The following is a 13934-nucleotide window of genomic DNA, read 5'->3' on the forward strand; positions in this document are numbered from 1 at the left end:
CTGCCGGCATCGCGGATCTGCCCTTCCAGTATGAGGAACAGGCGGGCGGGGGCAAAGGGGTGTCCCCGCCGAGACGGGAACCTTACGCCCCCGTAACCCCGTGTTAACCCGCCCGTGCGAGGCTGGGGACTTCGGCCAAACTAAGCATCCTTCCCATCCTTCCTGCACAGCAAATCCCGAGGAGTTCCAGCCGTGAACAGCCAAGAGCACAGTGCATCCGGAAACCCCCAGCCCACCAGTCGCGAGGAAGCAACCGAGGCGCTCAGCAGCACCCACGTCACACATGTCCGGGAAGACGTGGCCATGGCCGGACGGTGCGCCAACGTCCACCTACCCACCGGGCGCACCTGCTCGCTGCCCGTGCGTCATCCGGGCTCATGCAACTTCGTCGGGCCCGAGGACGCGAACAACCTGGCAGCGCACTGATTCACAGACGAAGCCGCTTTGAACGAAGTGGCGGGCCCTAACAGAGCCCGATGGACCGCGGCGCCTCCCGCACGGCACCCCAGACGCAGTATTGTCCAAGGATTGCGGACAACCCGGCCAAAAACACCGCCGCGCGGCTACGCTGATCGGACATTGAGCACCGGATCTAGCTGAGGGAGATCACGTGCCTCGTGAAGATCTGCGGCTGCGCGCCGAGAGCGCACCGGCTGAACCACTCTCCGCCGGAAGAACATCCGCTGCGCCACGGCCCGTACCACTTGATGCCACCGCGCTGGCCCGTGCCGGCATTGCCGGCTGGGCCGCGCGTCTGGGACCTCCCGGACCGGAGGCGCCCCGTTCCCGGCGGCTGGCCCATGTGGGCGGTGTCGCGGCCATCGCAGCCCTCGTCCTGTACCTGGCGTGGCGTGTCCTGTTCACGATGCCGTCGGGTGAATGGAACCTGACCATCGCCTGGATTCTGGTGACCTTCGATGCCCTGCCGCTGGCCGGCCTCATCCTGAAGGCGTGGTCCGTGTGGAACATCGACAGCCATCCCCCGGCGCCCGTGACGGAGGCCCCGAACGGCATGCGGGTTGCGGTGCTGATCCCCACGTACAACGAGCCCATCGAGGTTCTGACGCCCACGGTCGCCGCCGCCTGCGAGCTGGCCCCGGCGCATGAGACGTGGGTTCTCGACGACGGCGACCGGCCCTGGGTCGAGGAAATGTGCATCGCCTATGGTGCCCGGTACGTCGGCCGGGCCGTCCACGACCACGCCAAGGCCGGCAACATGAACCACGCCCTGGGCCTGATGGCCGCCGAAAAGGCCGCGGGCGGCCCCGGCATCGACATCATCGCCGTCCTGGACTGCGACCACGTCCCGCTGCCCACATTCCTCACCGCCACCTTGGGCTGGTTCGAAGACCCCGAGATCGCCCTGATCCAGGGCCCGCAGTCCTTCTACAACGGCGGCGCGTTCGACGACGACGGCATCACCGGGGAGCAGGGCACCTTCTTCAACGTCCTCATGGCGTCCCGCAACGTTCCCGACGCCGGGCCGTTCTGGTGCGGGTCGACGTCGTTGTTGCGACTGAGCGCCCTGGAAGAGGTGGGCGGCGTGGCGACCGAGACGATTACCGAGGACATGCACACCACGCTCAAACTCGTCCGGCGCGGCTGGCGGACCGTCTACCACCACCAGACGCTCGCCGTCGGGCTCGCACCGGCGACGCCGGACCAGTACCTGCTGCAGCGCCGGCGCTGGGGCATGGGCGCGATGCAGATCCTCGTCCACGAGAAACTGTGGGCGGCGAAGGGCTGGATGTCGTGGCGGAATTACCACGAGTACCTCAACGGCACGCTGTGGTGGCTGGAGGGCATCGCCACGCTGGTGGCTTTCCTGATTCCGGTAGTGATCATGCTGTCCGGGGCACAGACCTCCACCGCCGGCCCGCTGCTCTTCACCGGGGTCTTCCTGGTCATGTTCACCGTGCGCCTGTGGGGGTCAAAGCAGCTCATGCGCAACGAAATCCACTGGCCCACGGCCTTCGCCCTGCGGATCTTCCGCGTCCCGGTAGGCCTCGCGTGCCTCTGGTGGCTCATGTCCCGGAACATCCTGGAGTTCCAGGTGACGCCCAAGGGCGCCGCCGACCTCCGGCTCCGGGGCCGGACGCCGCGAATCCTCATCGTGATGGTTGTCCTCATCGCCGCGGTGATTCTGTACGCGGCGGCCGGACTGGCCGGGCTGGTGCCCTGGCGCACGACGCCCGGTTCCACCGTGGCCTCCGGCGCCTGGCTGGTGCTCGCCGGCGTGGTCCTGGTTCTCGGGACGCGGCGGATCCGGGCCGCCGAATTCGCCACTTCCCGCCGCAACGCCTACCGGATGGAGGTGTCCGCGCCGGTGGAAGCCGAAGGCGCCGGCGGAGAGCTGCTGGACATTTCGGTCGGTGGCGCTGCGGTTCGTTTCCCGCGCGGAACGCTGCCGGCTTCGGGGCCGGTCACGCTCCGGCTGCCGGAGGCTGCCCCGGTCCGGTTGCAGGTGATCCGCACCACCGGGCAGCCGGACGGAACCGAGATCGCGTCCCTGCAGGCGGCCGACGACGACTGGGCCACCTACCGTGCGCTGTCGTTGTGGATCTTCCACACGCCCGCAGGGGCGCTGCCTGATTTCCCGCCCGGCGTCCCGGCCGCGGCGTCGCTGCGGGGCCGCTGAGGGTCACCGACAGCTGCCGCCTCAGGCCCCTTCGAGGCAGAGGATGAAGCCGGGGAACACGTACCGGCCGGGGCGTCCGCCTACCTCGGCGATGGCCCGGCGGATCTCCCGGAGTTGCTCGACGGTCATCTGCAGCGGTGGTTCGTCGGGCTGGTACGTGGTGAAGACCGGATAGTCGACGCCGGGCTGCCGCGACATTTCGATGTGGCAGCCCAGGACGTGGGTGACGGGGTGGGTGCTGCAGAACCCGATCAGCCGGTCGATGGTGCGGACAAACGCGGGCCAGTCCTGGATGTACAGCCGGCCGGGATAGACCGTGTCCCCGGTGAGGAGGAACCCGGTGTGGGGATCGTAGAACGTGACCGCCGCGTTGTGGTGCCCCGGGCTGGGCCAGCACTGCAGGACGCGGCCGCCCAGATCCACCTGCGCCGGCTCCACGTCTGCCGGCGAAGCGCCGCCGCCAAACCCGCCGCCGCCGTCGTCGCCGGTATTGCCGGAAGCGCCGGTGAATCCGAAGAATTCCCACGCACTGTCCCGGTCCGCGTCCACAAGGACGGTGCCGGGGCGGCCGGCGAACTGGGCGTCCCCCGCAACATGGTCGCCATGCGGATGCGTATGGAGGACAAGGAGCCGGTAGCCGTCACGGGGATGAGCGGCAAGCCAGGTTTCCATGAGGCCGTCGACAACGCGGCGCAGGGGGAAAAAGTCCGGGGATGCGGTGGCGCCGGTATCGATGAGCACGGCCCGGGCGCTGCCGAACAGCAGGAACATGAACGGCGCCTCATAGTTGACCGCCATGTTCTGGCGCAGGATGAAGGTGTGCTCGTCGTAGGCATGGACCTGGATGTCCGGGTCCGCGTTGTGCTTCGCCGATTCTGATCCGTGGATCCAGGAAACGTCCAGATCACCGGAACGGGCGTGGCCTGCGGTGAAGTCAATGAGCTCCGGGGGCGTCTCCATGCGTTCTCCTGTGTGCGTCAGTGCTAGCGGCGGTGCGGCGGACGTCAGGTCCGCAATGACGCACCAACACTCCATGATGACCGGTCCCTTTCCGGTCCTCAAACCCCGTCGATTGCTCCGTAGATGCCCTTTTGAGGAGTGATTACGGCACTTACGGAGCAAACGATGGGGTGGTGTTGGCTTTGGGCTGCATGGGGTGCGCCTCTCGCCGACAAATAACCACAAATTACCGGTAACGCGGAGTAGGTCCCCCGCCTTGGTCCGCAGACCTAAAACTGGCTGCGTAATTTAGGATATTTTCTATACTTTTGGCGAGAGCGGCTGGATAGCATGAGGTGTCCGGACAAAGCAGTCCGGGCGGGTGCCGATGTCAGAAGGAAGCCCATGGCCGCAGCTACAGTGGACGACATCCTCGCGGATCTCCCCCTCGGTTTCGCCAGCCTGATGCTTCGGCCGTCCCGCACGGACGCGGCGATCGAACGCTTTCTAATCGTTGACGCCGACGACGAGACCTCCGACGGCGGGTCTGCGTTTGTCCTGCTGATCGGCGTGCGCGGACGCTCCGCCTTGCCGGCGGTGCGGCGCCTCTTGAAAAGCCCTCCACTGGTCCTGGCGGTCAAGGGCAGCCACGAGGAACTGGCGGAAGCGGAAGAGCTGCTGCGCGCCGCCGGAACCGGGCTGCTGCTGGTGGACCCGGCGGCAGACTGGGACCGCCTGCTGTCCATCGCCAAGGACAGGATCCAGCCGCCCAGCTACCAGAGCGAAGTACTGACCCTGCTCGAGGAAGACCTCTTCGCCATCGCCCAGACCACGGCCCGCCTGACCTCCAGCCACGTGGTGATCGAGGACGCCGCCAACAAGGTCCTGGCGTACTCCACGGTCACCAACGCCATTGACGAGCTGCGCAAGGCCTCGATTCTGGCCCGGCGCGGCCCGCGCAAGTACGAACTTCTACTCAAGGACCTCGGGGCCTACCGTGAGCTGCACCGGACCCGCCTGCCGGTCCGGGTGCCTGCCCGGCCTCAGGATGGCCTGCGGGAGCGCGTTGCCATCAGCCTGTTCGCCGGCGACCGCATCATGGGCTACATATGGCTCCAGGAAACCGGCGGCGGCTTCGGCGACGACGTCGACTACGTGCTCACGGGCTCAGCCGCGCGGGCCTCCGCCGAGCTGATCCGGTACCGCAACCAGCAGTCCGTGCACATGCGCGAGGACCGGATCGTGCGCCTCCTGTCGGGTCCCGCCGAGGCTGCGGCGAGCGCACACAGCGAGAAAATCCCTGCGGACCGTCCCGCGGCCCTGATCCTGATTGGCCTCTCGGCATCCGAAGCCCAGGAGAACGACGCCGCACTCAAACACGGCGAGCTGGCAAACCTCGCTTCAATCCATGCGGCCGCCTACAAGCCCTCAGCCATCGTGGGACAGTTTCGTGGCGACACCGCCGTGATCCTTCCCGGACTCCAGTCCGCCAACGCCGGCGCCGGGCTGCGGAGCCTGGCCGAGGCAATCGTCAAGGACGCCACCAAGCACCTCGGCATCAGCACCTTTGCCGCCGTCGGACCCACGGTCGCCGACCTGCTCTCCCTCCATTCCGTGACCGGAATATCCGAGGCCCTGCTGGGCTGCATGCGCCGGTCCGGCGAAGCCCCGGTGGCCGAGGTGGACGACTTCGAAGCCGAGATCCTCTTCCACGACGCCGTGGAGAACTTTACGACGGCGGCCTTCCGGCACCGCAGCCTTTGGGCCCTGCTCCGCGAAGACGCGGAACTGGCCGAAACCCTGCGGGCCTTCTTCGACGCTTCCCTGGACGTGGCCGAGTGCGCCAAGCGGATGCAGCTACATAAGAACACCGTCTACTACCGGATCGGCAAGGTCAGCCGGATCACCGGGCTGGACCTCGGCAATCCCCGCCATTCACTGGTCGCCCTGCTTCATGTTCAGGAGTGGGCCGGCACGCAGAAGGAGCACCTGGGCAAGAAATGATGACAGCACTCGATTCGCCGCCGCTTGGCCTAGTACTGGATGACATTGTCCGCAGCCACCGGCCCCGGACGGAAGCGGGGTCAGTTCCCGCAAACATTCCCCACCTGCAGTCCCCGCCGTTCGACCGTTTCGGCATCGCAGTTGCCACGACGTCCGGGGAAGTGTTCAGTTCCGGCGACGCCGGTCTTCCGTTCTCCATCCAGAGCATCTCCAAGGTCTTCACCTTGGCGATGGCCCTCAGCGCCGATGACTCCGGCTCGTTGTGGTCCAGGGTCCTGCGCGAGCCGTCAGGGACGTCCTTCAACTCCCTGGTCCAGCTTGAAGTCGAGCACGGGGTCCCGCGGAACCCCTTCATCAACTCCGGCGCCCTGGTGGTCACCGACCATCTGATGGAAAGATCTCCGGACGCCGCCGCTCAGGTCCTGCGTTTCCTCAACGGCCAGGTCGGTCAACCGGGTCCTTTCATCGACGAGATCGCCGCAAGGAGTGAACTCTCCAGCAGCAGCCGCAACCTGGCCCTCGCCCACTTCCTGAAGGAATTCGGCAACCTGCGGCGGCCCGCACAGGCAGTGGTCGAGAACTACGTCAGGCAGTGCTCAATCATGATGACCTGCGTGGAGGTGGCCAAGGCAGGTCTTTTCCTCGCGCAGGATGGTCGCGGAGCGCAGGGCGCGGTGATCTCCAGGAGCGAGGCCAAGCGCATCGGCTCCATCATGCTGACCTGCGGCATGTATGACGCAGCCGGCGAGTTTGCCTACCGCGTGGGACTTCCGGGGAAAAGCGGTGTGGGCGGCGGCATCTTGGCGATCGTCCCCGGCGAGTGCGCCATCTGCGTCTGGAGCCCGCGGCTGGATTCCAAGGGAAATTCCCTGGCAGGCACGGCGGCTCTCGCTGACCTGTCCGACCGCACCGGGTGGTCGATCTTCTGATCTGACGCCTGGCTGTACCCCACAACCTCCCTCCAGAACCCATTTAGATCTCTGACAGATCGAAAGGAACACCCATGCCCAACAACCCCAATGACGAGGTTGGCTTGTACCAGGCTGATGGTGGCCACGCCCACGCTTCGGATGCCTTGATCCATGCGGAGGACTCGGGATACCACAAGAGCCTGAAGCCCCGGCAGATCCAGATGATCGCGATCGGCGGCGCCATCGGAACCGGCCTGTTCCTGGGCGCCGGCGGCCGGCTCAACGCGGCCGGCCCGTCACTGGTCATCGCCTACGCCGTCTGCGGCTTCTTCGCGTTCCTGATCCTGCGCGCCCTGGGGGAACTGGTGCTGCACCGGCCCTCGTCAGGATCGTTCGTGTCCTACGCCCGCGAATTCTACGGAGAGAAAGCCGCGTTCATCTCCGGCTGGTTCTACTGGATCAACTGGGCCACCACCACCATCGTGGACATCACCGCCGTGGCCCTCTACATGAACTTCTTCGGCAAATATATCCCCTGGATGGGGGCCGTACCGCAGTGGGCGTGGGCGCTGATCGCCCTCGTCGTGGTCCTCTGCCTCAACCTCGTCTCCGTCAAGGTGTTCGGCGAGCTCGAGTTCTGGTTCGCCCTGATCAAAGTCGCGGCCCTCGTCGCGTTCCTGCTGATCGGCACCTACTTCGTCATGTTCGGAACCCCCGTGGAAGGCCAGGAAGTCGGCTTCAGTCTCATCACCGACAACGGCGGCATCTTCCCCAACGGCCTGCTGCCCATGATCATCCTCATGCAGGGCGTGCTATTCGCCTACGCCTCGATCGAACTGATCGGCACCGCCGCCGGCGAAACCAAGAACCCCGAAAGGATCATGCCCAAGGCCATCAACTCCGTGGTCTTCCGCATCGCCGTCTTCTACGTCGGCTCGGTCATTCTGCTCGCCCTGCTGCTGCCCTACACCTCGTACGAAAAAGGCGTCAGCCCGTTTGTGACGTTCTTCGGATCCATTGGTATCCAGGGCGTGGACGTCATCATGAACCTCGTGGTCCTCACGGCCGCCCTGTCCTCGCTGAACGCCGGCCTGTACTCCACCGGCCGCATCCTGCGCTCCATGTCAGTGGCCGGATCCGCCCCGAAGTTCGCCCAGCGGATGAACAAGGCCGGTGTCCCCTATGGCGGCATCGCCATCACCGCCGGAGTCTCCCTCCTCGGGGTCCCGCTGAACTACCTGGTCCCCGGCCAGGCGTTCGAGATCGTCCTGAACGTCGCCTCCGTAGGCATCGTCGTCACCTGGGCCACGATCGTGCTCTGCCAGATCCAGCTCAAACGATGGGCAGACAAAGGCTGGCTTGAGCGCCCCTCTTTCCGGATGGTCGGCGCCCCCTACACCGGGTACCTCTCCCTGGTGTTCCTGCTCGGCGTGCTCGTCATGGTCTTCATCGACTCCCCGCTCACGCTGCTGGTGACCTTGGTCGCCTGCGCCCTGATGGTAGGCGGCTGGTACGCCTGCCGGAAACAGATCCACGACATCGCCGAAACCCGCGACGGCTTCACGGGCGCCGCGCCAGTGCTGGCCAGCCGGACCCCAATCCGCTAATCGAACATCCTGTTGCCGACCGGTCACACAACCCGACATACAACCTGAAAGCCTCCATGAAGCCACGAAACCCGCTCAGTCCCGGCCGAACTAGCACACTGCAGGAACTCGACCCGCCAGCCGCAAACACAGGCAAGCCGCCGGCGTCGAACGACAGTTGCGAAGACGGCTGCTTCTTCTGCACCGGACCGGAAACAGACTAGGCATCAGCAACCGCTCCGCTGAGTTCAGCGGACATGCCATGCCCGCCAACCAACCCAAGAAGACAAGTAGTGATGAAAACGGAGTCTGCACCCACCATGACCGCGACCGACACCCACCCAGTTGAAGGCGACACCATCAAAACCCTACAGACGGTCCCAGGGGCTATCCTGGATAACCTCAACGGCGCCAGCACCCTCAAGTCCGCCGGCCACGTGATTGTAGATTCGCTCGTGGCGCACGGGGTGGAACGCACCTTCGTTGTCCCGGGGGAAAGCTTCCTGGACGTCCTCGACGGGCTGCACGGCTCGGACATCGAGACCGTGGTCTGCCGGCACGAGGGCGGCGCCGCCTACATGGCCGAGGCCGACGGCAAGATGAACCAGCGTCCCGGCGTCGCCATGGTCACCCGCGGACCCGGGGCAGCGAACGCCCACGTGGGCCTGCATACCGCTTGGCAGGACTCCACCCCGATGCTGCTCTTTGTCGGCCTGATTCCGTTCGCTCACCGGGACCGCGAGGCGTTCCAGGAGTTCGACATCAAGGCGTGGTTCGACACGGGGGCCAAACGCGTGATGGTCCTCGACCACCCCGAGCGGGCCTCCGAGATTGTCGCGGAGGCAATGTTCGCGGCCATGAGCGGCCGTCCCGGGCCAGTGGTGGTGGGTCTGCCGGAGGACATCATCCGCGCACAGATTGATCCGGCCCTGCACCCGCCCATCCCGGTGGCCGCAGGCGGGATGAGCACTTCGGATGCCGGCGCCCTCGCCGAAGCCCTGGCACAGTCCAAGAAGCCGCTCTTCGTCACCGGCGGGAACGACTGGACCCAGGAAGCAGCCGGGGAGCTCACCCGGTGGCTGGAAAAGCACCACATCCCTGCCGCGGCGGAATGGCGCACGCAGGGGACCGTCTCCTCCGATTCCCCCAGCTATGTGGGACCGATCGGCTACGGCCGGCCCCGCCCCACGTACGACCTCCTGGAGGAAACCGATCTGCTTGTTTTCGTCGGGACGGTCCCGGGGGACGTGATCACGGACGGCTTCGTCTGCCGGCAGGACTGGAACAAGAAGAACTTCCTGGTCACCATCGATCCCTCGCTGCGCGGCCGCTCCGGCCCGGTCTCCCGCCAGATCCTGGCCAAGCCGGAGGCTTTCGTCCGGGATCTGGTGAACATCGACTTGCCCGTCAAGGAAGAGTGGAAGGCGTGGACGGCCCGGATGCGCGCCGAGCAGCAGTCCTTCGCCAGCCTTCCGCCGTCGAAACCCGGCAACGGGCCCGCAAAAATGGACACCCTGATGGCGAACCTCGTGCCGCTGCTGCCGGAGGACGCCATGGTGACGTTCGGGGCGGGCGAGCACACCAACTGGGCGCACCGGTATTTCCCCACCCGGTGCTACGCCTCGATGATCAGCGCCCGCAATGGCTCCATGGGCTACTCGGTGCCCTCGGCCATCGCCGCCTCGCTGGCCAGCCCGGAGCGCCGCGTGGTCACCATCGCCGGCGACGGGGAATTCCTGATGAACGGCCAGGAGCTCGCCACGGCCGCCCAGTACGGAGCCACACCGCTCATCATCGTGATGGACAACCAGGAGTACGGCACCATCCGCACGCACCAGGAACGCCACTACCCGTCCCGCGTATCGGGGACGCAGCTGAAGAACCCCGACTTCGGCATGATGGCCCGGGCGTTCGGCGGTTTCGGCATCACGGTGACCGAGGATCAGGACGTCCCGGCCGCCCTGGAGGCTGCGCTGACCGCCATCGACCAGGACGGCGTGTTCGCCCTCGTCCACCTCGTCGTCGAACAGCGGGTCAAGGCATACTAGATCGCGCCAGTAATACCTGGTTGCTCTATCAGTCCTGGTCGTCATTCCGCGTCCGTGACCGCCAGGACTGATAGAGCAACGGGTGGTAGCGTCGACCCGCCTCGAGGCTACTCCCCCGTCTCGCCGTCCAAGGCCTCGCGAAGGAGGTCGGCGTGGCCGTTGTGCCGGGCATACTCCTCGATCATGTGGCACAGGATCCAGCGCAGGCTCGGCGCCGACCCGTCCGGCCACGGGCGCCGGGYCAATTGGTCCAGGCCACCGCCGGCCAGGGCCTCCGCGACACTGATCCGGGACCGGTCCACGGCATCCTGCCACAGGGTCCGCAACTGGTCCGGGGTGTCCCCGGCGGCGGTTTCCCACTCCCAGTCCGGGTTGGCCTTCCAATCCACGGTGTCGAACGGGGCCTCCCGGTCCCGGGCGTGCAGGGAATGGGAAAACCATGCGCCCTCCACGTAGGCCATGTGCTTCAGCAGCCCGCCCAGCGTCATCGATGAGGCAGCGGTAGTGGCCCCGAAGCCGGCGGCGTCCAGTCCGGCGCACTTCCACGCCAGCGTGGCCCGCTGAAAGTCCAGGAATCCCAGGAGGGTCGCGGCTTCGTCGCCTGCTAGGGGAGGTTCCGGGCGGCCCTGCTCGTCAACAATTGTCATGCGCGTGAGTCTAGCGGCGCGGCCTCCGGCGGCCTCGTGGCGCGCCGGTGCAGCCCACCCGCCCCGCCGGCCTCGCGCTCGGCCTCGAACTCGCCGGAATCTCTCCCCTTCGCCGGGAAAGTACGGCGAGCCGGGACGCTTCCGGCGACTTCGACGGCGGCAGTCTAGCCCGGCGTAACAGCACCCGCCACGGCCGGCCGCCCGGAAGGCCGCGGCACCCGCACGAACCGCCTGGCGCGCCGGCGGATGACGTACTCGGCCACCACAACGTTGATCACCCAAGCCGACCCCAGGAGCACTGCCCGTGTCGGCTCGTCGGGCGGGCCGACCAGCAGGATCCACGGCAGGCCCGTCAGCGCCTGCGTTCCGGCGGCGACGCCGATCGCGTAGCCCCGGGTCATCCACGCGCCGTGCCGCACGAAGTCCCGGCGCACAACCGCGGCGATTCCGAGGGCGATGCTCGCCGCCATGGCCGAGCCGAAGACGATTCGCAGGACGAAAAGTGCGGGCCCGTCGCCGGGCGGCAGCGGATAAAAGAGGGTCATCCACAAACCGGACAGGGCGGCCAGCAGGCCCGCGGGTGCCAGGACGCGGCCGGCCACCCGGTGCCAGCCGCGGCGGCCCCGCAGTGCGGGGAGGAACTGGAACGCCCCGAGCAGGCTGTAGGTGGTGACGCTGAGAATGTGCGTCACCACGGGCACGGGCGAGGCGAAGAACCTGGCGTTCTGGGCCGTGACGACGGCTCCGCCCGTCAGTTCCGTCAGCCGCGCCGCACCCGCGATCACCGGAATGAGGCTGAGAAGGATCAATCCGGCAGGCACGGGCCACTGGGGGCGGCGGCGGACGCGGGGAACGGGGGCGCTGCTGGCATGTGTTGTCACGGCGTAGTCCTTGGCTGGGATGGCTGGCGGCGGTAGTACGTGAGCGGGGTGTACGGCGTACACCTGATGCGGCCACGCTAGGTGTACGCCGTACACTTGTCAATAGGGAACCGTTAGGGAAAGGTGGCCGGATGACCCAGCAAGCGGAGCGCACGCGCCGGATACCGTTGAGCCGTGACCGCGTCCTGGCTGCCGCCGTCGCGCTGGCCGATGAGGTAGGGATCGAGGCGCTGAGCATGCGCCGGCTGGCGCAGGAACTCGGCGTCGTGCCGATGGCGCTCTACAAGCACGTGGCCAACAAGGAGGAACTCCTCGATGGCATGGTGGACGCCCTCGTCAGCGAGATCGATCCTCCCGTCCGCGATGCCGGCTGGAAGGACGCCGTGCGCCTGCGGGTGCTCTCGGCGCGGCGGGCACTCCTGATGCACCCGTGGGGCCGGCAGGTCCTGGAGTCGCGCACCAACAAGACGCCGGCGGTCCTTGGCTACATGGACTCGTTCATCGGCATGTTCCTGGCGGGAGGCTTCTCCGTGGACCTGACCCATCACGTCATGCATGCCCTCGGCAGCCGCATGTGGGGGTTCACCCAGGAGCTGTTCGACGACTCCGCCGGCGGAAGCGCGGAGGCGCCGCCCGCCGTACCGCCGGAGGCACAGGCCGCCATGTTCCGGGAGATGGCCGAGCGTTATCCGAACATCCTGAAGGTCGCCACGGCCTCCGCGCACACGGACTCCGCGGTGGGACAGGGATGCGATGACGAGTTCGAGTTCGAGTTCGCCCTCGACCTGCTCCTGGACGGCTTTGAGCGGCTTCACCGGCAGCGCTGGACGTCCGCTTCAGCAAGGACGTCGACGCCGGAATAGGCGTCGACGCCGGCACCGCCCTAGCTGCCGCCTACTCCTCCAGGAACCGCAGCAGGTAGGGGACAGCGGTCCGCATCGCCCGCAGGTCCCCGCCGCTCGCGGCCAGCTCGCCAAGATAATCGCCGTGGCTGCCGGGCACGATCATGAGGCGTGCCCCCGGAATGACGCGGGCCATGCGCACGGAATGCTCTGCGCTGATGACGTCGCGGTCGGCGCTCAGCACCAGGGTGCGGGCCGTGATGCGCTGCAGGTCAGCGTCCGGCCAGCCGACGAAAGTCAGGATCCGCTGGCGGTCCAGCTCGAACATCCGTTCAAGGTGTCCGGGCTCCGGATTGAGCCGGCGGTCCGCGTCCTTGTATACCTCCGGCATCTCATCGAGGGTGGCCTTCGCCATGCCGTCCCAGAACTCGTCGCTGACGGCGTCCCGGCTAACGAAGGTGGAGGCGGCAATCAGGCACCGCACAGAGGCCGGATGCCGCATGGCCAGCGCCAGCGCGGTGTGGCCTCCGGCGCTGAAGCCGAGCACGTCCACGGTGTCGACGTTGAGTTCGTCCATCACGGCTTTGACGTCGTCGGCCGAGTCTTCGGCGGTGAGCGGCCGGCCGGTCGCCGCGGTCCGCCCGTGGCCTTCCTCATCGACGGCGATCACCTGCAGGCTTTCGGCCAGCAGCGCCGGGATGAGGCCGGCGAAGTTGGTCTCGATGCTCGAGCCTCCGCCGGGAATCAGCAGCAGCGGGGGCTCTCCGGCACGCGGGTGGCCATGGACCTCGTAGTACATGCGGAGGTCGCCGTTCGCCGCGTAACCGTGCGTGAATGCCACAGGGCATATTACCGCCGCACGTACCGGGCTGAACAGGGGCTTGGCGAACGACGGCGGGAGATTCCCGCCGTCGTCCGCTTGCGTTGCAGGTCAGGCGTTGACGGACTCGGCAAGGATCGCGTCGACCTGGCCCAGGGCCTCCCCCATGCCCTCTTCCATGCCCATGGCAACAATCTTCTCCATCTGCTCCTCCGCCTCGAACGTGGACAGGATGGTCATTCGGGTGCGGTCGCCGATTGGCTCCAGCGTCACAACACCGTGGATGGTCCCCATGTCCGCCACGGGGTCGCCGTTGTCGTCCGCGAAACCGTCGTCGAACTCCAAGCGGTGCGGGGCCTCGATCGTCACGAACCGCCACCAGCCGCGGGCCTTCTCCCCCTCGGGTCCCGTCATGAAGTAGCTGGCTGCACCGCCCGGGACAAACTCGTGCTTCTCGAAGGTTGCCGGCCATGTGGGAGGCCCCCACCAGCGCTCGAGCAGGCGCGGGTCTTCCCAGATTTGCCAGACGCGCCCAACTCCGGCGTCGAACTCGGCGACTATGGTGAGGCTCAGCGCCTCAAGATTCTTGACTGAACTGATAACCGTCATGACGAACCT

The 13934-nt window shown here is 66.9% G+C and carries 12 protein-coding genes; 7 read left to right on the forward strand and 5 right to left on the reverse strand.

Features of this window, described 5'->3' with window-relative positions:
- Positions 1–192 precede the first annotated feature (192 nt).
- Together AC1DR1_RS15775 and AC1DR1_RS15780 are read left to right on the forward strand one after the other, a co-directional pair.
- Positions 193–426 carry a hypothetical protein gene (locus tag AC1DR1_RS15775; RefSeq protein WP_229995776.1) on the forward strand — a complete coding sequence of 78 codons (234 nt, stop codon included), beginning with the start codon at positions 193–195 and terminating at the stop codon, positions 424–426.
- A gap of 184 nt (positions 427–610) precedes the next feature.
- The gene (locus AC1DR1_RS15780) at positions 611–2638 is read left to right on the forward strand and encodes a glycosyltransferase family 2 protein (RefSeq protein WP_476992865.1); all 2028 of its coding nucleotides are present in this window, start codon (positions 611–613) and stop codon (positions 2636–2638) included.
- A 21-nt stretch (positions 2639–2659) separates the two neighbouring features.
- Here the strand turns inward: AC1DR1_RS15780 and AC1DR1_RS15785 are convergent, their stop codons facing one another.
- Positions 2660–3598: an MBL fold metallo-hydrolase gene (locus AC1DR1_RS15785; protein ID WP_229995774.1), complete on the reverse strand. Its 939-nt coding sequence runs from the start codon at positions 3596–3598 to the stop codon at positions 2660–2662.
- Between the two features lie 384 nt (positions 3599–3982).
- Between AC1DR1_RS15785 and AC1DR1_RS15790 the strand changes: the two genes are divergently transcribed.
- The 4 genes from AC1DR1_RS15790 (at position 3983) to AC1DR1_RS15805 (ending at position 10126) form a co-directional block, all read left to right on the forward strand.
- A complete protein-coding gene (locus tag AC1DR1_RS15790; protein WP_229995773.1) occupies positions 3983–5581 on the forward strand; it encodes a PucR family transcriptional regulator in 1599 nt (532 codons plus the stop codon).
- The gene (locus AC1DR1_RS15795; RefSeq protein ID WP_229995772.1) at positions 5578–6510 is read left to right on the forward strand and encodes a glutaminase; all 933 of its coding nucleotides are present in this window, start codon (positions 5578–5580) and stop codon (positions 6508–6510) included. The genes AC1DR1_RS15790 and AC1DR1_RS15795 overlap by 4 nt, the downstream gene beginning before the upstream one ends.
- 74 nt (positions 6511–6584) lie before the next feature.
- A complete protein-coding gene (locus AC1DR1_RS15800) occupies positions 6585–8099 on the forward strand; it encodes an amino acid permease (RefSeq protein WP_364744165.1) in 1515 nt (504 codons plus the stop codon).
- A gap of 275 nt (positions 8100–8374) precedes the next feature.
- On the forward strand, positions 8375–10126 hold the full coding sequence (locus AC1DR1_RS15805; protein ID WP_229995778.1) for a thiamine pyrophosphate-dependent enzyme: 1752 nt from the start codon (positions 8375–8377) through the stop codon (positions 10124–10126).
- Positions 10127–10233: 107 nt separating this feature from the next.
- Here the strand turns inward: AC1DR1_RS15805 and AC1DR1_RS15810 are convergent, their stop codons facing one another.
- Complete coding sequence (locus AC1DR1_RS15810; RefSeq protein WP_476992866.1) at positions 10234–10773, reverse strand: DinB family protein; 540 nt, start codon at positions 10771–10773, stop codon at positions 10234–10236.
- A 164-nt stretch (positions 10774–10937) separates the two neighbouring features.
- Complete coding sequence (locus AC1DR1_RS15815) at positions 10938–11654, reverse strand: DUF2306 domain-containing protein (protein ID WP_229996117.1); 717 nt, start codon at positions 11652–11654, stop codon at positions 10938–10940.
- Positions 11655–11785: 131 nt separating this feature from the next.
- Between AC1DR1_RS15815 and AC1DR1_RS15820 the strand changes: the two genes are divergently transcribed.
- Entirely contained in the window at positions 11786–12517 is a 732-nt protein-coding gene (locus AC1DR1_RS15820; RefSeq protein WP_476967259.1) for a TetR/AcrR family transcriptional regulator C-terminal domain-containing protein, read from the forward strand.
- 31 nt (positions 12518–12548) lie between these two features.
- Here AC1DR1_RS15820 and AC1DR1_RS15825 read toward each other — a convergent pair whose 3' ends face one another.
- Both AC1DR1_RS15825 and AC1DR1_RS15830 read right to left on the reverse strand, forming a co-directional pair.
- Positions 12549–13337, reverse strand: a complete 789-nt coding sequence (locus AC1DR1_RS15825) for an alpha/beta fold hydrolase (protein ID WP_476967258.1) — start codon at positions 13335–13337, stop codon at positions 12549–12551.
- Positions 13338–13427: 90 nt separating this feature from the next.
- Positions 13428–13925, reverse strand: coding sequence for an SRPBCC family protein (locus AC1DR1_RS15830; RefSeq protein ID WP_229996114.1), 498 nt, complete (start codon positions 13923–13925; stop codon positions 13428–13430).
- Positions 13926–13934 lie beyond the last annotated feature (9 nt).

Source organism: Arthrobacter sp. P4_F10, from assembly GCF_056401435.1.